At 39.2% G+C, this 20,659-nt stretch carries 16 protein-coding genes and 1 tRNA gene; 13 read left to right on the top strand and 4 right to left on the bottom strand.

Features of this window, described 5'->3' with window-relative positions; all coding sequences use genetic code 11:
• Nucleotides 1-363 precede the first annotated feature (363 nt).
• The 7 genes from BVH04_RS08085 to lpxB all read left to right on the top strand — a co-directional run bounded on the left by BVH04_RS08085 (nt 364) and on the right by lpxB (nt 8,247).
• Nucleotides 364-3,489, top strand: coding sequence for a SusC/RagA family TonB-linked outer membrane protein (locus tag BVH04_RS08085; protein WP_086540968.1), 3,126 nt, complete (start codon nt 364-366; stop codon nt 3,487-3,489).
• A 10-nt stretch (nt 3,490-3,499) separates the two neighbouring features.
• Complete coding sequence (locus tag BVH04_RS08080) at nt 3,500-5,083, top strand: SusD/RagB family nutrient-binding outer membrane lipoprotein (RefSeq protein ID WP_086540967.1); 1,584 nt, start codon at nt 3,500-3,502, stop codon at nt 5,081-5,083.
• A 21-nt stretch (nt 5,084-5,104) separates the two neighbouring features.
• Nucleotides 5,105-6,055 (top strand): DUF1735 domain-containing protein, encoded by a 951-nt coding sequence (locus tag BVH04_RS08075; RefSeq protein ID WP_086540966.1) that lies wholly within the window; start codon nt 5,105-5,107, stop codon nt 6,053-6,055.
• Between the two features lie 132 nt (nt 6,056-6,187).
• Nucleotides 6,188-6,607 (top strand): 6-pyruvoyl trahydropterin synthase family protein, encoded by a 420-nt coding sequence (locus BVH04_RS08070; protein WP_086540965.1) that lies wholly within the window; start codon nt 6,188-6,190, stop codon nt 6,605-6,607.
• 65 nt (nt 6,608-6,672) lie between these two features.
• Complete coding sequence (locus tag BVH04_RS08065; protein WP_262481361.1) at nt 6,673-6,924, top strand: four helix bundle protein; 252 nt, start codon at nt 6,673-6,675, stop codon at nt 6,922-6,924.
• The gene (locus BVH04_RS26340; RefSeq protein ID WP_317045494.1) at nt 6,870-7,058 is read left to right on the top strand and encodes a four helix bundle protein; all 189 of its coding nucleotides are present in this window, start codon (nt 6,870-6,872) and stop codon (nt 7,056-7,058) included. The genes BVH04_RS08065 and BVH04_RS26340 overlap by 55 nt, the downstream gene beginning before the upstream one ends.
• A gap of 70 nt (nt 7,059-7,128) precedes the next feature.
• Nucleotides 7,129-8,247, top strand: a complete 1,119-nt coding sequence (lpxB, locus tag BVH04_RS08060; RefSeq protein WP_086540964.1) for a lipid-A-disaccharide synthase — start codon at nt 7,129-7,131, stop codon at nt 8,245-8,247.
• Between the two features lie 136 nt (nt 8,248-8,383).
• Here the strand turns inward: lpxB and clpX are convergent, their stop codons facing one another.
• From clpX to BVH04_RS08040, 4 genes are all read right to left on the bottom strand, one after another.
• Nucleotides 8,384-9,610: an ATP-dependent Clp protease ATP-binding subunit ClpX gene (gene clpX / locus BVH04_RS08055; protein WP_086540963.1), complete on the bottom strand. Its 1,227-nt coding sequence runs from the start codon at nt 9,608-9,610 to the stop codon at nt 8,384-8,386.
• The gene (locus BVH04_RS08050) at nt 9,610-10,284 is read right to left on the bottom strand and encodes a ClpP family protease (protein WP_086540962.1); all 675 of its coding nucleotides are present in this window, start codon (nt 10,282-10,284) and stop codon (nt 9,610-9,612) included. Before BVH04_RS08050 ends, clpX begins: the two co-directional genes overlap by 1 nt.
• A 75-nt stretch (nt 10,285-10,359) precedes the next feature.
• The gene (gene tig, locus BVH04_RS08045; protein WP_086540961.1) at nt 10,360-11,685 is read right to left on the bottom strand and encodes a trigger factor; all 1,326 of its coding nucleotides are present in this window, start codon (nt 11,683-11,685) and stop codon (nt 10,360-10,362) included.
• Between the two features lie 92 nt (nt 11,686-11,777).
• Nucleotides 11,778-11,859: transfer RNA gene (locus tag BVH04_RS08040), tRNA-Leu, on the bottom strand.
• A gap of 157 nt (nt 11,860-12,016) precedes the next feature.
• Between BVH04_RS08040 and BVH04_RS08035 the strand changes: the two genes are divergently transcribed.
• From BVH04_RS08035 to BVH04_RS08010, 6 genes are all read left to right on the top strand, one after another.
• On the top strand, nt 12,017-14,233 hold the full coding sequence (locus BVH04_RS08035; protein WP_086540960.1) for a RelA/SpoT family protein: 2,217 nt from the start codon (nt 12,017-12,019) through the stop codon (nt 14,231-14,233).
• Between the two features lie 54 nt (nt 14,234-14,287).
• Nucleotides 14,288-14,761: a Fur family transcriptional regulator gene (locus BVH04_RS08030; RefSeq protein ID WP_086540959.1), complete on the top strand. Its 474-nt coding sequence runs from the start codon at nt 14,288-14,290 to the stop codon at nt 14,759-14,761.
• Nucleotides 14,762-14,849: 88 nt separating this feature from the next.
• Nucleotides 14,850-15,197: an STAS domain-containing protein gene (locus BVH04_RS08025; RefSeq protein ID WP_086540958.1), complete on the top strand. Its 348-nt coding sequence runs from the start codon at nt 14,850-14,852 to the stop codon at nt 15,195-15,197.
• 147 nt (nt 15,198-15,344) lie between these two features.
• Nucleotides 15,345-16,616, top strand: coding sequence for an adenylosuccinate synthase (locus BVH04_RS08020; RefSeq protein ID WP_086541082.1), 1,272 nt, complete (start codon nt 15,345-15,347; stop codon nt 16,614-16,616).
• Between the two features lie 105 nt (nt 16,617-16,721).
• Nucleotides 16,722-19,058, top strand: coding sequence for a PKD domain-containing protein (locus BVH04_RS08015; RefSeq protein WP_240510877.1), 2,337 nt, complete (start codon nt 16,722-16,724; stop codon nt 19,056-19,058).
• Nucleotides 19,055-20,077 carry a PorP/SprF family type IX secretion system membrane protein gene (locus BVH04_RS08010; protein WP_086540957.1) on the top strand — a complete coding sequence of 341 codons (1,023 nt, stop codon included), beginning with the start codon at nt 19,055-19,057 and terminating at the stop codon, nt 20,075-20,077. The genes BVH04_RS08015 and BVH04_RS08010 overlap by 4 nt, the downstream gene beginning before the upstream one ends.
• Nucleotides 20,078-20,659 lie beyond the last annotated feature (582 nt).

Below are 20,659 nucleotides of genomic sequence, written 5' to 3'. Positions count from 1 at the left end.
TCTCTTCAAAAGACATTTTAAGTAGAAATAGGGCTACATTTTTCTATTGGAATTATTAATATTTTGCAGAAATGCCATATGTAGAAATTAAAAATTTTTCAGAGTCGTGCAAATAGTGCGAGTGCCACTTAACTGTTTTTGGTAAAAAATTAACTTTTGTTAACATTGGAATAACAGTGTGAAAATATTGTGTATTAGGGCATTTTTACTGAAAATCCAATTAAAATTTTGAAATTCCTCAAAAAAAGAGATTATTATTAAATACTAAGTATTGACCCCTCATCAAAAAAGTGCTCTGTCATTATGCGATATTTCATGAATAAGAATATCATTGGGTATAATATAAACCAAATCATATTACTTATGAAGAAAATTTTACTCCTAGGGCTTTCGCTTTTCCTAGTAAGTGCTGTGGCATTTGCACAGGGGCGTAAAGTAACCGGAATAGTATCTTCGGGCGAAGACGGTGAGCCAATTCCAGGTGCCACTGTATTAGTCAAAGGTACTAGCGTAGGTGCTGCCACAGACATTGATGGTAAGTACTCATTGACCATCCCAACTGAAGGGAAAGTGTTGGTATTTAGTTTTATAGGAACTACCACCCAAGAGATCAACATTGGTCAGCAATCTGTAATCGACGTTATCCTGCAGCCAGATGTTCAGAGCCTAAGTGAGGTTGTAATTACAGGTGCAGCGGGTATTGAGTCTAGACGAGTAGAGATGGGCTACAATGCTACAAGTATCGAGACGCGCGATGTAGCTCAAGGTCGTGCTGCAAACGTAGCGGCCGGATTGGCTGGTAAAGTAGCTGGTCTACAGATTAACACTACAGGTTCTGGTGTAAACCCTAACGTAAGAGTTATATTGAGAGGTAGCCGTTCTTTAACTGGAGATAATGAAGCCTTGATCGTAGTGGATAACGTAATTGTTCCCAATACAATCTTAGGTAACCTCAATCCACAAGATATTCAAGAAATCACTGTTCTTAATGGTGCAAACGCAGCTGCTCTGTATGGTTCTGCTGCATCTAACGGTGCATTGATCATTGTTACTAAGAAAGGTAAATCTGGTGCTCCTAAAGTAACAATAGGTCATACAACGAATCTTGAGACAGTGAGTTTCTATCCACAAATACAAGATTCTTTTGGCTCAGGCTATGCAGGTGGGTATCCACAGCAGTATGTTCCTTATGAGAATCAGCAGTATGGTCCAAGATTCGATGGATCAATGGTGGAGATTGGTAGACCGTTAGAAGATGGTTCTATTCAGACTGTCCCTTATTCTAACACAGGTTCTAAAAATGATTTCTGGGAAACTGGTGTTACTAACCAAACTGACATTTCTATCAGTGGTGGTGATGAGAAATCTACAAATTTCTTCTCTGCCCAGTATCTTAACAACAACGGTACTACTCCAGGAGACAACTATACCAGAGCATCTATTAGGTTTAATAGCACAAGAAAATTTACTGATAAATTAGCTTTAAATATTTCTACTAACTATGTGCAGAATAGATATGACATCACTACTGCCACTGGTAGCATGTATGATCAAATTCTTCAGACTCCAGCTCATATTCCATTGACTAGGTACAAGGATTGGCAAAATGATCCATTTGCTAATCCAAATGGGTACTATAATGAGTACTACGACAACCCCTACTTCCAAAAGGATAATAGTCGTGAGAATTCTGGTAATAACTATTTAGTAGGTAACATTGAATTGAAGTATAAGCCTCTTACTTGGATAGACTTCACTTATCGTATTGGTGTATCCAATAGAACTAACTATAACAAGATTACTACTGGTCAATTTACATTCACTGATTATACTAAAGGCATATCCTCTTCAAAGACTGATATGGCTGGTGGTGTGTCTGATCGTTCTGGCTACAGTAATCAACTTATTTCAGATTTCTTAATTAATTTGAAGAAGCCTGTTGGCGATGACTTATTCTTCAATTTATTACTTGGTAATCAGTTGAGAAAAAATCAAAACAAAAGTGTTGTTGTTAATGCAAACGGAATAGTAATACCAGGACTTTACAATGTGTCAAACAGAGTAGGTGAGGCCGGTGCAGGTGAAGGTAACTATGAGGCTAGCCAAATAGGAGTATTCGCACAGTTTAAAACGGCTTACAAAGATTACTTGTTTCTTGAATTGACCGGAAGAAATGATTGGATTTCTACTCTTTCAAAAGAGAATAGATCCTTCTTCTATCCTGCTGCAAACATTTCTTTTGTAGTTTCAGATGCTATCTCAGCTCTCAAAGGATCAAATGTATTTACTCAATTGAAACTTAGAGGTGGTGTTTCTCAAGTTGGCCAAGTTAACTTGGGTAACAGTACAAATCTTGGTGCTTATCAATTAGATCCTACTTTCAGTCCTTCAGGTGGATTTCCTTTCGGGAGCCTTTCAGGTTATACCTTGGATAATCGTCTAGTAGCAGCTAATCTTGAACCTGAGATCACATCCTCTTTTGAGTTTGGTACAGATTTTATCTTATTTGATGGTAAAGTAAACGGTGCGTTCACTTACTACCAGTCAGAAACAAAAAATCAAACTATTCCTACAGGAGTAGCTTTTTCTACTGGCTTCTCTTCCTACCTTCAGAATACAGGTATAGTAGCTAACCAAGGTTTTGAAACCATGTTGAATGTAACTGCGCTCGCAAGAAATAACTTTCAGATCAATATAGGTGCTAACTATACCTTCAATGATAACTACGTAGTAGAGATTGGTGATGACTTAGATAGACTTCGAATTGGTGGTAATGGCACTGGTTCAGTATTTGCAATCGAAGGTCAATCTTACCCTATGTTGGTTGGTAATGTGTACAAAAGAGATGATCAAGGAAGAATCATCGTAGATGGTACTACTGGGTATCCAAGTGTATCTGAAGATCAAGTAAATCTTGGAAACACACAGCCAAGACATAGATTGGGTGTTAATGCTGAGTTCCTTTACAAAGGTTTCAGACTTTATGCGCTAGCTGAATACAGAGGTGGATATAGTATCCTTTATAATGGAGGTGACTCATTTGACTTCTCTGGATCAGGTATCACTACTACATATTTCAATAGAGAGCGTTTTGTGATTCCAAATTCTTCCTATGAAAATCCGGAAAGTCCTGGGACGTATATAGAGAATACAAACGTCACGGTAACTGACGGTGGTGCAGGTTTTTGGACAGATGGTTCTTTCAGAAGAAATGTGACAGAAAACTACCTTATTGATGGTGCATACTGGAAACTTAGAGAGGTTGCTATTTCTTACGATTTCCCTGCTAGCTTGATGAGTAGAGTTGGATTTATCCAAGGTGCTACTATTACAGCTCAAGGAAGAAATTTATTGATCTTCACTCCAAAATCAAATATTTACACGGATCCTGATTTCAACTTCTCTGATGGAAATGCAGTAGGTATCGTAACTCTGAATGCTACACCTCCTACAAGATTCTATGGTGGTTCTATCACACTAACATTTTAATTAGATTGAAATGAAAAATATATTAAGAATATTTATACTTGCTTCCTTTATCTCCTTCACTTCTTGTGATTCATTTCTAGGGGATAATGTGAATCCAAATGAGGCAACTGCAGCTACGCCTGAGCTTGTACTTCCTAATTCACTAACGAGAAGTGCTGCATTATTGCGTGCTTACAACACAAATGCAATGTGGGTTAATGGTTATACTGTAAATGCCGGTGGTTTTGGTGGATGGGGTTCTATTGTTACTTACAATTACACTACATCATCTTATGATGGAATTTGGGGCGCTACTTATGATGATTTGATCAACTATGAATACATCGAAACCACCACTGCTGAAGATCCTAGTAAGGCATATTTTAATGCTGTAGCCAAGGTGATGAAAGTTTGGGATTTCCATATGTTGGTTGACGTATTTGGTGATGTTCCTTATACTGAAGGACTTAAAGGAGCTGAAAATGTAACTCCAGCTTATGATAGTCAAACTGCAATTTATCAGGATATGGTAGCTCAGCTGAATACGGCCATTGGTATGTTTACAAATTCAGCTGGGGCTAATGGTCTAGGATCTGCTGACGTAATGTTCGGCGGAGATGTGACTAAGTGGGCTAAGTTTGCAAACACTCTGAAATTGAGATTGCTAATTAGAATGTCCTCTGCATCTGCTACTAGTAGCTTTGCTGCATCTGAGTTTGCCTCTATGAATACTAGTCTTGGTTTCATTACTGAGGACGCAGAAGTAAATCCTGGTTATATCGCAACAGCTGGAAAGCAAAATCCATATTGGGAGGTTTACCACACTAATGCCGCTGGTTCTTTGTCAGGTTCTGGTAGATCGGCTATTGCTAGTAACTATGTTTATACTTTCTACAATGGTAATAAGATTTTGGATGAAGGTCGTGGTGCTGCCACTTATAGGGGTTATCCAACTAATACTCCTAGAGGTCAACTAGGTAATTTGGATAACAATCCTTTTGCACTAACAAACCAAACCGCCTGGTATGTTGGTGAAGGTGCAGGTGCTAATGCCACTAACACAATCGGTTTGCTCAAAGGTAGAACTGCGAGTGTTCCTATGATGCTTGCAGCGGAGTCTTATTTTCTACAAGCAGAGGCTTACATGAAAGGGTACCTTTCAGGTGATGATCTTGCAGCTTTTGAGAAAGGTGTGATAGCTTCTTTCACATACCTGTACCAAGAAATAAATGGTAATGTAAGAGATGGTTTGGATCCAGAAGCTGATTTTGAGATTTACAAGACCAATAACGCAGATAATTTCTTGGTTAATTATTCCCTTGCTACTTCTCCAGCTGAGAAATTGGAGGCAATTATTACTCAGAAATACATTGCTTACAACTTTATCAATGCTCAAGAAACTTGGTCTGAGTTTAAGAGAACTACTTACCCTAAAATCGTAAATGGTTCAAGCAATCCTAATCTAACATTTGCTTCTATTCTCTCTTCTTCAACTAGAGCTGATGAGCTTCCTGTAAGGTACCTTTATGCTGTGTCTGAGTTCCAACTTAATCCTGATAATGTTCCTGCTGGAATTAATCAGTTTACAGATTTGATCTTCTGGCAGCCACAATAATCTAAATAAATAGAAATAGATATGAAAAATATATTAACTAAAATAGGACTGTTTGCTGTTGCTATGGTGACACTTACATCTTGTTTGGATGAGGATTCTCTTTTCGATCCCGACAAAGTAGAAAATGTAGTTGAATTCTTCGACATTGGCCTTATAGCCTCTCCAGGAAGTGTTTATCCTCTATATGTTACTTCTTTCACAGCAGCAAATGAAGTGGAGTTGAAGATTCTCGTTAGTTATTCTGGAGCACAAGATAACAATCAGGATATCAATGTGAAATTCAAATTGGATCCTGCAGCACTAGCTACATACAATGATACAGAGGATACGGATTATGAAATTCTCCCTTCTAATTTGTACTCAATTGATGCAATGGAGGTTACGATTCCTAGAGGTCAAAGACAAGTGGAGAAGACTATCAAGTTATTTACAAATAATTTTGACTTCTCTAAAAACTATGCAATTCCTTTAACTATCACTGAAACTTCCTTTGGTATTATTTCTGGTAACTTTGAGACAGCTATCTATGCTGTGGGTGCTAAGAATAAGTATGATGGAGTATATCAAGTTACCGGTGAATTTGCAGATCTAACAAGACCAGAATTTTATGGTGTTTATCCTTACAATGTTGAGCTGAGAACTATTACTGCAACTACTGTAGGACGTTGGGATTCTGAATTCTTAGGCGGTTATGGCTATATCTTTAACACTGGAGCAGGCCTTAACTACTATGGAAACTATACTGCGGTTTTTAAATTCGACGATGCAAATATTGTAACTGCAGTTACCAACTATTTTGGTCAGCCTGCTAGTAACACGCGTTATGCTGAGATTGACCCTTCAGGGGTAAACAAGTACACTACTTTCTCTGAAGATGGTAAAACTCTTGAGGTGAGCTACTTCATGTATCAGAGCGGAGCAGTTCGTTGTGTATTCAAAGAGAAGTTTGTATTCGTAAGAGAGAGAAGTTAATCACAGACTAAGATTAACTTCTTTGAAAACCCCGGCGATGATATCGTCGGGGTTTTATTTTTGAGGTAGAATTCTGATGAATTCGATATTCCGCATGTTCTGGTTAACTTTGCGGCCTATTCCTTATTTGAGATGATTTACGTTTGTAGAAAAGAACACTTTAATGCAGCCCATAAACTCTGGAACCCGAAATGGTCAGATGAGAAGAATGTCGAGGTCTTTGGACCTTGTGCCAATGTGAATTGGCATGGACATAATTTTGAGCTGATCGTAATGGTGAAGGGTTTGCCAGATCCAGATACAGGTTTTGTGGTGGATTTGAAAAAACTGAGTACCGTTATCCGAAACTTAGTGATTGAAAAAGTAGATCACAAAAACCTAAATGTTGATGTGGATTTTATGTTGGGTAAACTAGCCAGCTGTGAAAATTTAATTATGGAGTTTTGGAAAATCCTTGAACCTGCAGTAAAGGAGATTACTCCATATGGCGGCTTGCACAAGCTGACACTTTACGAGACGCCGAGGAATTTTGTGGAGTATTTGGGAGATTAAAATTTGTGTAATTTGTAAGTAGTAAGTTGTAATATTTGTAAAATTGTTGTCAAACATTACATATTATGGCGTACGATAATTATTACTATGAACTTGATGATTACAAGCTGTCAAGACAGTCGGCGAAAGATGTTTATGTTATTTTAAAGAAATTTCCATTTGAAGAAAGGTATTCTTTGACTGATCAAATAAGAAGATCATCTAGGTCTGTAGGTTCGCAAATTGCAGAAAGCTGGGTTAAGAGAAGGTATGTAATCATTTTATTTCTAAGCTTTCTGACGCAGATGCTGAACAGTATGAGACCCAACACTGGATAGAAGTTGCTTTGGATTGTGAATTAGTGAGTATGCAGGAAAGGGATTTGATTGTCACAGCATATGAGAACATTAATCAGAAACTAAATGCAATGATGTCGAAAGCAACGTTATTCTGTAAAATAGCTAAAAAGTAATACTGCTTTAGGATTCGTTTTTTCGCTACAATAATTACTACTTACTACTAACTACTTACAAATATTTCATTTGACCTCCCCCAAAAAACTCTACATCATCTCCGGCGAACGATCAGGGGATTTGCATGCCTCTAATTTGGTCAGATCTCTTTTGTCTAAGAAACCAGACTTGAAAATAAGGGGGATGGGAGGGAGTTATTCCAAAGAAGCCGGCGTGGAATTGGCAGTTGACTATGCGGACGTAGCCTTGATGGGGTTTTTGGAAGTGGTGCTCGGGTTTCGGAAAGTCCTGAAATATCTCAAGCTAGTGAAGAATAATATTTTAGCTTTTAAGCCTGACGCTATCATTTTAGTCGACTACGGGGGTTTCAATATGAAAATGGCAGCATTCGCTAAGGAAAATAATATCCCGGTACATTATTATATTCCTCCGAAAATATGGGCTTGGAATCAAAAAAGGGCTTTGAAGCTAAAAGCTTATACAGATCAGATTTATTCCATTCTGCCTTTTGAACCTGATTTTTTCAAAAAGTATGATATGGATGTCCATTACGTCGGGAATCCACTTTTAGATGAGATTTCTAAGTTTACTCCTCATGAGTTTTTCTTCCAAAAGAACGAGCTAAGTTATCAGCCTATCATTGCCTTATTGCCGGGAAGCCGTGCACAGGAAATCAATTCTATGCTAGATCGTATGGTGGCTTTGGTGAAGGAATTCCCAAATGCTCAATTTGTGATCGCTGGAGTAGGCGATCTTGGGAAGGATATCTACCAGCGAGGAGTAGATGCTGGTATTCGGGTGATCTTTGATCAGACGTATGATCTGCTTTCACATGCAATTGCAGCCGTGGTAACTTCTGGTACCGCGACTTTGGAGACGGCTTTATTTAGAGTTCCTCAGATAGTAGTGTATCGAACCAGTTCTATTTCTTATGCGATAGCCAAGAATTTGATCCGTGTCCCGTTTATTTCTTTGGTTAATCTAATTGCCGATAGGGAGATTGTAAAAGAGCTTATTCAAAATGACTTTTCTATTCCGAATTTGAAAGCTGAGCTTCAGCAGATTTTAGGGAACCAAGTTTATAGAGGTCAAATGCTTCAAGAGTATGATTTGATCAAGGAGCAAATCGGAGAGAAAAGTGCTTCAGATACTACAGCTCACTTGATTTTAGACAGTATAGTTAAGTAGCCAGCGCATATGCGCACTTTTGGAGAAGCGAATCAACGGTGCTTTCAGTATAAACCTCTTTGAATTTGTGGTAAAATGGTCTTCATAAAAAAGCCCCGATTAGATCGTAATCGGGGCTTTGGTCTATTATCTAGTATTATGCTACCTGAAGGCGCTTAAACTTCGACTTATCGAATTTTTCATGGGCGTACTTTGCATCGATAATCAACTCCTTGATAGAATCATCTGACGGAATCTCGTACATCGCATCCGTGATGATTGCTTCGCAAATTGACCGAAGTCCTCTTGCACCTAGATTAAACTCAACCGCTTTTTCCACGATAAAATCAATGCCACTTTCTTCGAAAGTAACTTTCACTCCTTCATAATTAAGCAACTTGGCATATTGCTTCACCAAAGCATTCTTAGGTTCTGTAAGGATTCTTTTCAACACATCCGCATGAAGAGGATCCAAATGTGTCAATACAGGAAGTCTTCCTATCAATTCTGGAATCAAGCCAAAAGCTTTCAAATCCTGCGCTGTCACATACTGTAGTAAGTTCTCTCTGTCAGCTACGGAATCAGCTGCAGCTTTACTGAATCCCAGAGGTTGGGTGTTCAGTCGTTTACCTATATGTCTGGCAATTCCATCAAATGCACCACCGCAAATAAAGAGAATGTTCTCAGTGTTCACCGCGATCATTTTCTGATCCGGATGCTTCCGGCCACCTTGAGGTGGTACGTTTACAATTGTGCCTTCCAAAAGCTTTAGCATTGCTTGCTGTACACCTTCTCCACTCACATCTCTGGTGATGGAAGGGTTGTCGGATTTTCTTGCGATTTTATCCAACTCATCTATGTACACTATTCCGCGCTCGGCTGCTTCTACATTGTAGTCCGCAGCTTGAAGCAATCTGGTCAAGATACTTTCCACATCTTCTCCCACATAGCCAGCTTCGGTAAGTACAGTCGCGTCAGCTATGCAAAAAGGCACTTCCAGCGTCTTAGCTAAAGTTTTTGCCAGATAGGTTTTACCGGTTCCGGTATCACCTACCATGATGATGTTTGATTTTTCAATCTTTACTTCATCATTTTCGTCCTTTTGAAAAAGACGCTTGTAATGATTGTACACAGCCACCGTCAAAACTTTTTTAGCATCTTCCTGACCAATTACATATTGATCCAGATAGCCAGTCAGTTCTTTTGGTTTTTTGAGTTTGATTTTTGGTTTTGCTCCATCTTTTTTCTTGGTTTTGTCTTCCTCACCAACAATCAGATGAGCTTGATCAATGCAGAAATTACATATGTGGGCGGAGATGCCCGACACCATTAGATCTACATCTTTCTTGTTTCTACCGCAAAAGGAGCAGGTAACTTGAGCCATTATTTTGGTTTTTTAACTAATACTTCATCAATAAGGCCGTAAGCTTTCGCCTCTTCTGCCTTAAGCCAATAATCTCTTTCGGAATCTCTCTCTATCAATTCTGGAGTTTTTCCAGTATGTACGGCTAGAATATCATATAATTCCTCGCGCATGGATAGGATAAGCTTCAAGGAAATTTCCATATCTGTGGATTTTCCCTGCATGCCTCCTGATGGCTGGTGGATCATTACCCTAGAGTGCTTAAGGGCTGATCTTTTTCCCGCTGCACCACCTGCTAGCAATACCGCTCCCATAGAAGCTGCGATTCCTGTACAGATAGTGGCTACATCAGGATTGATAAACTGCATCGTGTCATAAATCCCCAGACCAGCAGTCACTGATCCTCCAGGGCTGTTGACATAGAGCAATACGTCTTTCTTCGAATCAACTGACTCGAGGAAAAGCAGCTGAGCAACGATGATATTTGCAACGTGGTCATCAACTCCGGTTCCCAGGAAAATGATACGGTCCATGATCAATCTAGAGAACACGTCAATCTCTCTGAAATTCTGCGGTCGCTCCTCGATTACAGAGCGAGTCATGTTTTCTATGTGTTGCGTGTACTGGTCAAAAGCAGTACCACTCACGCCTTGATTGTGAATGGCGTATTTACGGAATTCTTCTTTGTTGATCATCTTTCGTGTTTGTTGTGGTAAGCAAAAATAAAAAAAGCCCTTAAATAAGGACTTTTTTCTGATGATTAAAGCGAATTATTTGCCTAAAAGTTCCTTGAATTCGTCAATGCTTAAATCCTTTTCTTGGACACTGATTTTATCAAGGGCAAAAGCAAGCACTTTTTCATTCTGGATTGAAGTAAGCATTTTCATGTAGTTCTGACCTTCTTCACCTTTTAGGTAGTTGTCAACAAACATATCCATACTGTCTTCCATCTGAGCACCAAGGCCTGAGGCTGCGAACTGATCGCGAACCATTTGTTTGGTTTTTTCGATCACTTCTTCGTGCTCAGCTTTTATTTCATTCTTGGTAGCAATTTCGTTAGAGATCAATGACCAAGTTAATTGTCTTGCATAGATAGGGAATTCTTTTTCTACATCCTCTTCAGATACCTTGCCTTCATTAGCCATCAAAAGCCATTCTTTCAAGAATGCTTCTGGAAGATCCACGTTTGCGGACTCAGTCAATACTTTTTTCAATTCTTCCTCAGTGAATACTTTGGATTCCTTGTCGTAATTAGCTTGAAGCGTCTCGCGTACTTTAGTGATGAATTCCTCTTCGGACTTCACTTCGTCAGGGCCGAAGATTTTGTCGAAGAACTCTTGATTCATTTCAGCAGTCTCGGTTCTGTTTATGTTTTTTACTGTAAAAGTCAATACCCCGTCGATAGCTGTAGACTCTTCCTCGCTTAGGCCGAAAGCTTCCTCCCACTGATCTTTCTTCACATCCTCAGCTTCAAAATCTACTTCAGCTTCTTTGCCAATGCCAATGAATTTACCAGCAAGCGCTTTAGTGATTTTAGTCAAATCCAAAGACACAGTTTTCTCAAAGCTTCCCTCAGTGGCTTTGAGATCACCATATATGTGATCACCTTCTTCACTTAGTTCAGGGTTGGTACTGTTGCCGTATTGAGATTTTAAGTTGTCAAGAGTTTCGTCGATCAACTTATCATCTACTTTGATAGTGTATTTTGTTGCCTTGATTGTAGGGTCTAGTGTAAGATCGACTGATTCAACAAATCCGATTTTGTAGTCAAATTCGAATTCCTTTTGAGTTTTCCAGTCGATGTTTCCGTTTTTGTTTTGTGGAAGTGGGTCTCCCAAGATTTTGAAAGTTTGCTCCTTCAAATAAGTATTCAGTGATTCGCTAAGAATAGTATTGATTTCCTCTACAAGTACAGATGTGCCGTACATGTTCTTCACCATGGAGATCGGAGCCTTACCAGGTCTGAATCCTTTGATGTTAGACTTTTTGGCAAAGTCCTTAAGTTTTGCGTCAACCTTAGGTTGGTAATCTGCTTCGTTTAATTTAATTTTAATTGAAGCTTGATTTGCTGAATGCTTGTCTTGTGTGATTTCCAAAGCTCAAAATTTAATAATGAAGATTAACTAAAAACCCCCAATCCCTTTCCTGTTGTTGAAGACAGTTGAGTGATTGAGGGTTCGGTATTTAGTGCGGATAGAGGGACTCGAACCCCCATGCCTCGCGGCGCTAGATCCTAAGTCTAGTGCGTCTACCAATTTCGCCACATCCGCAATAGGTACAATTCAGACTAGAATAATGATTCTAAATCCAATTGTGGATGCAAATGTAGGTACTAAAAAATAAAATGCAATAGCATAAGAAAAAAAATATTCAACATTTGATACAAGATGGACTTAGACCACCATTTTTGTATTAAATTTCTCCTGTATGATTGAAGTGGACGTAGAAGAAGAAAGAAAAGAAATACTCAAGCGCTACCGCAGGCTATTGAGACAAGCGAAACCAATTTTAAAAGATGGAGATGCCAAACTGATAAAAAAGGCTTTCAATGTATCTCTCGATGCGCATAAGGATATGCGTCGTAAATCTGGGGAACCTTATATCTATCATCCACTGGAAGTGGCTTTGGTATGTGTGGAAGAAATCGGTTTGGGTACCACTTCTATCGTTTCCGCATTACTTCATGATGTAGTAGAGGATACCGACTGGGAGCTTGAGGACATTGAGCGGGAATTTGGAAATAAGGTCATGACTATTATAGATGGCCTTACCAAAATCGCTGGAGTATTCGAGTACGGAAGCTCTCAACAAGCCGAGAATTTCCGTAAAATGCTCCTTACTCTTTCGGATGATGTTCGTGTGATCCTGATCAAACTTGCGGATCGACTCAATAATATGAGGACACTTGCTAGTATGCCGAGGCACAAGCAACTCAAAATTGCATCTGAGACCATGTATTTGTATGCGCCCTTGGCACACAGGCTTGGACTTTATGCGATTAAATCCGAGTTGGAAGATCTTTATCTGAAATACACTGATACTGCCACTTATAAGGATATTGTTTTCAAGATCAACGAGTCAAAATCCTACAGAAATAAATTTATTCGTAGTTTCATTCTTCCTGTAGAAGAGGAACTGAAGAGGACTGGCTTAGATTTCACAATTAAAGGCAGACCTAAATCGGTTTATTCTATCTATAATAAAATGAAGAAACAAGGAATTCCTTTTGAGGAAGTGTATGACTTGTTTGCGGTTCGAATTATTTTGGAAAGTGATCTGGATAGCGAAAAAGCCGACTGCTGGCAGGTGTATTCTATTGTCACAGATTTCTATAGACCAAATCCAGATCGGCTACGGGATTGGATAAGTACGCCACGTTCGAATGGCTATGAGTCTCTTCATACTACCGTAATGAGTGGGACAGGGCAATGGGTAGAAGTGCAGATTCGTACTGAGCGGATGGATGAGATAGCTGAGCGAGGTTATGCAGCTCATTGGAAATACAAGGACAAAGAAAACTCTAAAGGTCCTTCAGGATTAGACGATTGGATTACTCAAGTGCGGGGCCTGTTGGAGTCTAATGATGGCAATGCGATTGAATTTATGGATGATTTCAGAGGGAATTTATTCCATGACGAAGTCTTCGTGTTTACTCCAAAGGGAGATTTGAAGGTGTTGCCGATTGGTTCTACCGCCTTGGATTTTGCTTTCGAGATTCATACAGAAGTAGGCGCAAAATGCATAGGAGCAAAAGTCAATCAGCGACTAGTGCCTATTTCTCATAAACTGAAAAATGGCGATCAGGTAGAAATTCTGACATCCAATAAACAGAAGCCTTCTGAAGATTGGCTCAGCAACGTCGTTACCTCTAGGGCAAAAGCCAAGATTAAAGATGCCCTCCGTGAAGACAAAAAGTCTGCAATCCTGGATGGAAAAGAAATTGTCCAGCGTAAGTTAAAACAGATGAAGATGGAATTCAATTCTGAATCTGTTGAAAAGCTTCGTGCATTTTTTGAGCTCAAGACAGCGAATGAGTTCTATTTCCGAGTGGGAATCGGAGCCATTGACCCTACTTCCATTAAGTCATTTAAAGATTTCAAAGCCACTCAGAAACTTCAGAACAAATCGACCCAGGAGAAAGTAAAGGACGAATCTTCTTTCACTAAAGAGATAAAAAGTCTCAAAGGACCAGATCACGATCAGTTATTGATAGGTGAGGATATGGATGTAGTGGATTACATTTTGGCCAAATGCTGTAATCCTATACCTGGAGATGATGTATTTGGTTTTGTGACGGTAAATGAGGGGATCAAAATCCACCGTACTTCCTGTCCCAATGCTTTGGAGCTTCTTTCCAATCATGGCAATCGGGTGATCAAAGCGAGATGGACTAGTCACAAAGAAATAGCCTTCTTGGCTGGTTTGCGGATTATCGGTACAGATCGAGTAGGCCTGATAAATGATGTGACCAAAGTTATTTCAAATGAACTAAAGGTAAATATGCGATCTATTACTGTGGATTCAGATGCAGGTATTTTTGAAGGAACAATTAAGCTTTATGTCCATAGCACTGAGCACCTTGATAAATTGATTGAAAATCTAGTTGATGTCGATGGGATATTGAAGGTTTCAAGGTTTGATTGATCTAATGAATCTTTTCTTATTTACAAAAGTTATATTTGAAAAAATACCCAACTAATGGCTTTGAATACTACCCATTTCGAAGAGGTAAAAAAGATATTTACAGCTTATCTTGAAAATAAGAAGCTCCGAAAGACTCCGGAGCGCTATGCCATCCTCGAAGAAATTTATTCCCGAACGGGTCATTTTGATGTAGAGTCTCTTTACATCAGTATGAAAAATAAAAATTATCGTGTCAGTAGAGCTACGGTTTATAATACCCTTGATCTTTTGGTGGAATGTGATTTGGTGACCAAGCATCAGTTTGGTAAAAACTTAGCGCAGTTCGAAAAGTCGTATGGCTATAAGCAGCACGATCACTTGATCTGCATAGACTGCAATCAGGTACTCGAATTTTGCGACCCCCGAATTCAAAACATTCAGAATACAGTGGGCGAAATTCTGAACTTCAAAGTGCTACATCACTCCTTAATATTATATGGTAATTGTACCAAAGATAATTGTGTAAACAGAAAAACAGAAACTTCATGAAATCGAGCATGACTCAATCGTCACCCATTAAGATGATTAATCCTACTGCGAGATTCCATATGACCATTGAAAGACAAATTATAATCATATGAAATTGACATATAACACGAGTAAAGATGAACTGGCTCATTACCTTTTTATTCAGGGTGATTTGATTGGAGATGAAGTAGGTCCCAAACTGGTAGAAGTTGTTTCCGATGCTGTGGAAGAAGGTGCTAGGAGATTCGTAGTTGATTTAAGTGAAGTGAGATATATTAGTTCAAGTGGCATTGGGCTTTTGATTACCATGCTTACTAAAATGAGAAATAAAGATGGGGAAGTATACTTGACTGCACCATCTGAGCATGTAAAGAAATTGCTGATAATCACTAAGCTTAATAATATATTCACGGTTTTTGACTCTGTTGAAGAGTTCAAGAAGACGATTCTAGTATAAATTTTTGTTGCAGTTTATCTAAGGAGGTAATAGGCTGACTTTTTTGTCGGGCGCAAATAATTACTCTCTTTCCCTTGGTTTTCTATGGGCTTATCGCAAATTTCACGCTTCAAAAAGTCAAGTGTAACAGATAAGATCGCACATCAAATGAAGATGGATGTACTTCTAGGTCTCCAGTGGGGAGATGAAGGAAAAGGAAAAATAGTGGACGTATTAGCGCCTGAATATGAAATTGTAGCCCGTTTTCAAGGTGGCCCGAACGCTGGGCACACCTTAGAGTTTGACGGAATCAAGCACGTTTTGCATCAGATTCCTTCTGGGATTTTTCGCTCGCAGATACTTAATATTATAGGAAATGGCGTCGTTCTCGACCCCATTGTCCTCAAAAGGGAAATTGATGGATTGGGTAAATTCTCCATTGATTACATGAAAAATCTGGTAATCTCGAAGAAAGCGACGATTATCATCCCAACACACAAATTGCTTGATGCAGCTTCGGAGAAATCTAAAGGTGATAAGAAAATTGGCTCTACTTTAAAAGGAATCGGACCAACCTATCAGGATAAAATAGGAAGAACTGCGTTGCGTGTAGGAGACATCTTAAATCCTGATTTCAAAGAAAAATACGAGGCTCTTGTTGCAAAGCATAAAACTACTCTTTCATTCTACAGCCATCCCATGGATGAATTGCCTGGTATGGAAGAGCAATTCTTCTCGGCAGTTGAGTTTTTCAAGACTTTGAATCTAATCGACAGCGAATATGTGGTAAATGAAGCCTTGGATTCTAATAAAAGAATTTTAGCTGAAGGTGCTCAAGGCTCGCTTTTGGATGTGGATTTCGGTAGTTATCCGTTTGTTACGAGTAGTAGCACAATGGCTGCTGGTGCTTGTACTGGATTGGGAGTTGCTCCTTCCAAAATCGGCGAGGTATTTGGGATTTTCAAGGCATACTGCACTCGAGTGGGTAGTGGGCCTTTTCCTACCGAGTTATTCGATCAGGATGGTGAGGATATGAGAAAAGAGGGGAATGAATTTGGAAGTACTACCGGCCGTCCGAGAAGATGTGGTTGGTTAGATTTGCCGGCACTTCGATATTCTATCATGATCAATGGTGTTACTCAGCTATTTATGATGAAAGGAGATGTGCTGAATATCTTTAAAGAAATTAAGGTTTGTACTCATTACGAACTTCCTTCGGGAGCAAGAATAGACAAATTAAGCTTTGAAATTACTGAGCAGGAAGTTTCTCCGGTATATAAAATCATGAAAGGTTGGAATTGCTCTTTGGAGAATATCCATTCTTATGAAGATTTTCCGGCAGAATTGAAACAGTATGTAGAATATCTGGAAACTGAATTAAATGTTCCAATCAAATTAGTTTCAGTTGGACCGGATCGTACGCAAACGATTCTACGCTAATAGAAGGTTACAATACTTGAAGCCCTTGATTTTAAATTAAGGGCTTTTTTATTTCTATATTTTTAAAGTGTATTTTGGCCTACTTATAATAAATCCATCCTAAAATTGAAATTTTTACTTTTAGCCGTAGCGCTGACCTTTCTGTTTTACAACGCATACTCGCAAGTTGGTTTTCCTTATTGCGAGACTTTTGCCGATCAAGGGTCAGTTGGATCAAAAACTGTCTTTGGAGGTAGTGCGAGGTTAATGGATGGAGTGCTACGATTGACAGATGCTCAAAGAGAGCAAAATGGGTATGTTTATATAGATATTCCTTTTTCTCCAGCTTACGGCATTAAAGCATCATTCGAATATTTTATGTATGGGGGAAGCGGTGCAGATGGACTCACTGTGTTTCTTTTTGACGCGGACGTGCAAAACTTCAGACCAGGGGGTTTCGGAGGAGCATTTGGATATGCTCAAAGAAATAATGTTCCTGGGATGACAGGAGGATATTTAGGTATTGGCTTCGATGCTTTTGGGAATTACAGCAATTCCAGTGAAGGAAAAATCGGTGGATTTTCAGGGTCACCAAATGGTTTGTATCCTAATAGTATTTCGATAAGGAAAAGTGGGGCAGGGCTCAATGGCTATCAGTTTGTAGATGGGAAAATGACATTAGATCCACCATCAGGTTCGCTTGGATTGTCTCTCGATGTAGAATACCAATTCCCATTGAGTTCAGGAGGACAAGGCACTGGCAGGGTAACAGATCCAGCTATTCCCGGCTATCGTAAAGTTTTTTTGGAGTTAGAACCCAATCCAACAGGAGTAGGATATCTTTTGAAATTAGAAATGGTTGTAACGACCGTAACAAATGAACCTAGAACGATCACTATTTTCCCAGGCATTCCATTTCCTTATGTGCCATCAAAGAATCTGAAAATTGGATTTGCTGCTTCTACAGGTGGTGAGACAAATATCCATGAGATTAAAGATCTGGTCGTGGAGGTATCCAACGATGAGGGACTGAAAAATCCTGCTGGGGTAGATTTTTCAGATTTTGCATCCTGTGAAGGACAAGAGAACACCTATTATATCACAGATGAGGAAGTTATTCTTCCAAATGAAAATAGTGAGATCAGGTGTTTGCAATTTTATGCGTCGCTTGATGATATAGAAGAAGAAAGTGGAGATATCTGTTCCCAAGGTAAGTGCCGTGAAGAAAATAGAGTGTTGGAATTAGCACAAGGGACTTTCAAAGCAGGGACAAATGGTGGGGATTTCACCTTTTTTCCTAACGAAGGATTTACAGATCAAAGCGTCACTGTTTACTATACCATTACGGATACCTATGGGAAAAGCTCCAAAGGCAATGCCATGACATTGAAAATTCAAGAGTCTCCTGAACCTATAAGTATTTTTGAAGATGGGAATCCTGATTTAATAGAAGAAGTAAGATTGTGTGGAGGAGAAACTGTGACTTTTACTTCCAAAGGCGGTGAAATCTACGAGCGATACGAATGGTATAAAGATGATGAACTCATTACTGGCGAAGAATCTCAGAACTACACAGCAAATTCTGTCGGAGAATATTTGGTAAAAGCATACAATCGTAAAAATTGCCCAGCGATTTCCAACTCGATTTTAGTGAGTTTTCCAGAGTTTCCAGACTTTGACTTTATTACGCCAGTTGTAGGCTGTACCCCAGGTCAATCAGTGGATGTGACGAAAAGTGTTTCTAATTATGATCCTGTTACCTATGATTACAAGCTAACTGGAGTTGGACAAACCTATTTGGATGATGAAATGAAAGAGATTTCTCTCTCAGGAGAGTATGAGCTTCAGATTAAATATGCAGATTTGGATTGTTATTCCTCTCCAAAGCTTTTGAGAATAGTTATTTTAGAGGAAGAACTTTTAGCAAATTTTGAATTTGAAATTAAGGGAACAGGAGTGAAAGGGGAGGAGGATGGAGGATTCTTCCCTGATGATCTGTTTCAATTTACAGATTTGACTGCAAATGGTGCAGAAAGCTGGAGCTGGGATTTTGGAGATGGATCAGTTGCTACTGAGAAAAACCCTACGCATATTTATGGTAAAAAAGGTGAATTTGATGTGACTCTCACTAGTTCTAATATGTGGGGATGCGAAGCGGCTGTGATTAAAAGAGTTTCAATTTTGCGAAGCTACCGAGTAATGTTTCCCACAGGATTCACACCTTTAGATAATGAAAATCAGTTTTTTCTTCCAAAGAAAAAGGGACTTATAGCTGGGGAGCTCTTAATATTCAATACATGGGGAGATCTGATTTTTAAAACGAATGATTTAAATACTACAGGTTGGGATGGGAAGTTGGAGGGAAAATTGCTAGACGCAGGACTTTACGTTTATAGATATAATGGGGTGGCCACAGATGGCGAAAATTTTACTAAGGCTGGTAAATTCAAATTGATAAGATGATGCGGATTTACCTAGTTTTTGTTTTCGGGCTTCTTTTTGCGTCTAAAGGTTTTAGTCAGGATGTGCAGTACTCTCAGTTCTATGCTAATCCTTTTTATCTAAACCCCGCCTTAGCAGGAAGTACGGGGCTCACTAGGGTGGGAGTTAACTTTCGTAATCAATGGCCTGCTTTGGATCAAAGTTTTATTGCTTATACAGCGTATGCAGATCATTTTTCCGAAAAGTATAATTCCGGATTCGGGATAGTGGTATCAGGAGCTAGAGAATCCTTCAACCAAAGTAGGACGGATGAAATAGGATTGCTTTATAGCTATAGGTTACGACTTGGCGAAAAGCGTTTTCTTCATGTGGGAGCCCAAGGAAGTTTTATTTCCAGAGATGTGCTTTTTGACCAAGTTATTTTGGGGACTCAATTAGACATAGATAAAGGAGTAATAACAGGTGATCCGGGTGCAGGTTTTTCAGGGGATAGTCGGTTACGAGCAGGGGATGTAAATGCAGGACTCTTATATTATGAAGATAAGTTTTGGATTGGAATGTCAGCTTTCCATTTATTTAAGCCTCAGATTAGTTATTTGGAGATTAATTCAAATAAGCTTCCAATCAAATATTCCGTACACGGAGGGGTAAGGTTCAATCTAGCGCCTGGCAATATCAATGATTACTTCAATAATACAGATCAGGAAAGATCCTTAGCTTTCGCGTTTAACTATAAGTCGCAGGGCGCTTTTGACCAGTTAGACATTGGAGCTGAGTTTTACTTCGAGCCGCTCATTCTTGGCATTTGGTACAGAGGTCTCCCTACTAAGTATAATTTACCTAATAATGAATCCTTAATAGGACTTATTGGAATCGAATTAGACTCGGGGTTAGATTTTGGATATAGCTTTGATTATTCCATTTCAAAATTGGGCCAGCGTGTATCGGGCGGAGCGCATGAAGTTTCTGTCAGGTTTGTTTTTTCATCTCATGACCCTCGCAAAAAGTATTATCCTGCCCTTCCCACCTTCAGATACTAAATCGATTTCCATTTGTTCAGAAGATTGTTTTCGGAAATTCAGGTATGGCGGAATTACTAGCTTGAATCAATGTGTTAGTGAGTTGAGAGATGGGTTTTATTCTCTCAAAATCTTTATCAGTTGTTATCAGGGAGTTAGGAAGATTCTTTAATTAAATCGTGATAGGCCCTTGCCACTAAAATAAAAAGGTAGACATTTGCACTCCCAAACGACACAAACGGTGTCGGGGAATGAGGAATAAGAAGCTCAAGAAGTATTGAAAAAATTAATTTTGCATCAGGTTTAGGAAGTCAAAAATGAAGTCTTACCTTTGCGCACCCATCTGAAGAGACGGGAATAAAGTCGGAGCAGTTTAAGACTCTGAGAAACTTTAAAAATTAATTTTGCTACAGGTGTTGCGGTTTAAAAATAACGGCTTACCTTTGCACTCCCTTCAGCAAGGAAGGGGAAAAAAACAGAAGCGGAAACGAGGGTTTCAGTATCTGACCAGAGTCACAAATGCGTGACGCTAAGTTCTTTGAAGTAATGTAAGACAAAAAAAATAGTAACCTGAGAACAGACAGGGAGACGCCTGTAGAACTT

This window comes from Algoriphagus antarcticus (assembly GCF_002150685.1).
GTDB classification, from domain to species: domain Bacteria; phylum Bacteroidota; class Bacteroidia; order Cytophagales; family Cyclobacteriaceae; genus Algoriphagus; species Algoriphagus antarcticus.
Note: the sequence above shows the minus strand (reverse complement) of the source record. Positions and strands in the feature narration are given on the sequence as shown.

Coding starts and splice junctions, on each gene's coding strand:
- clpX (WP_086540963.1), bottom strand. CDS start 9,610: ATGGCTCAAGTTACCTGCTCCTTTTGCGGTAGAAACAAGAAAGATGTA.
- BVH04_RS08065 (WP_262481361.1), top strand. CDS start 6,673: ATGGCGTACGATAATTATTACTATGAACTTGATGATTACAAGCTGTCA.
- BVH04_RS08070 (WP_086540965.1), top strand. CDS start 6,188: ATGATTTACGTTTGTAGAAAAGAACACTTTAATGCAGCCCATAAACTC.
- BVH04_RS08035 (WP_086540960.1), top strand. CDS start 12,017: ATGATTGAAGTGGACGTAGAAGAAGAAAGAAAAGAAATACTCAAGCGC.
- BVH04_RS08030 (WP_086540959.1), top strand. CDS start 14,288: ATGGCTTTGAATACTACCCATTTCGAAGAGGTAAAAAAGATATTTACA.
- BVH04_RS08085 (WP_086540968.1), top strand. CDS start 364: ATGAAGAAAATTTTACTCCTAGGGCTTTCGCTTTTCCTAGTAAGTGCT.
- BVH04_RS08010 (WP_086540957.1), top strand. CDS start 19,055: ATGATGCGGATTTACCTAGTTTTTGTTTTCGGGCTTCTTTTTGCGTCT.
- BVH04_RS08020 (WP_086541082.1), top strand. CDS start 15,345: ATGAAGATGGATGTACTTCTAGGTCTCCAGTGGGGAGATGAAGGAAAA.
- BVH04_RS08080 (WP_086540967.1), top strand. CDS start 3,500: ATGAAAAATATATTAAGAATATTTATACTTGCTTCCTTTATCTCCTTC.
- BVH04_RS08025 (WP_086540958.1), top strand. CDS start 14,850: ATGAAATTGACATATAACACGAGTAAAGATGAACTGGCTCATTACCTT.
- BVH04_RS08075 (WP_086540966.1), top strand. CDS start 5,105: ATGAAAAATATATTAACTAAAATAGGACTGTTTGCTGTTGCTATGGTG.
- BVH04_RS08050 (WP_086540962.1), bottom strand. CDS start 10,284: ATGATCAACAAAGAAGAATTCCGTAAATACGCCATTCACAATCAAGGC.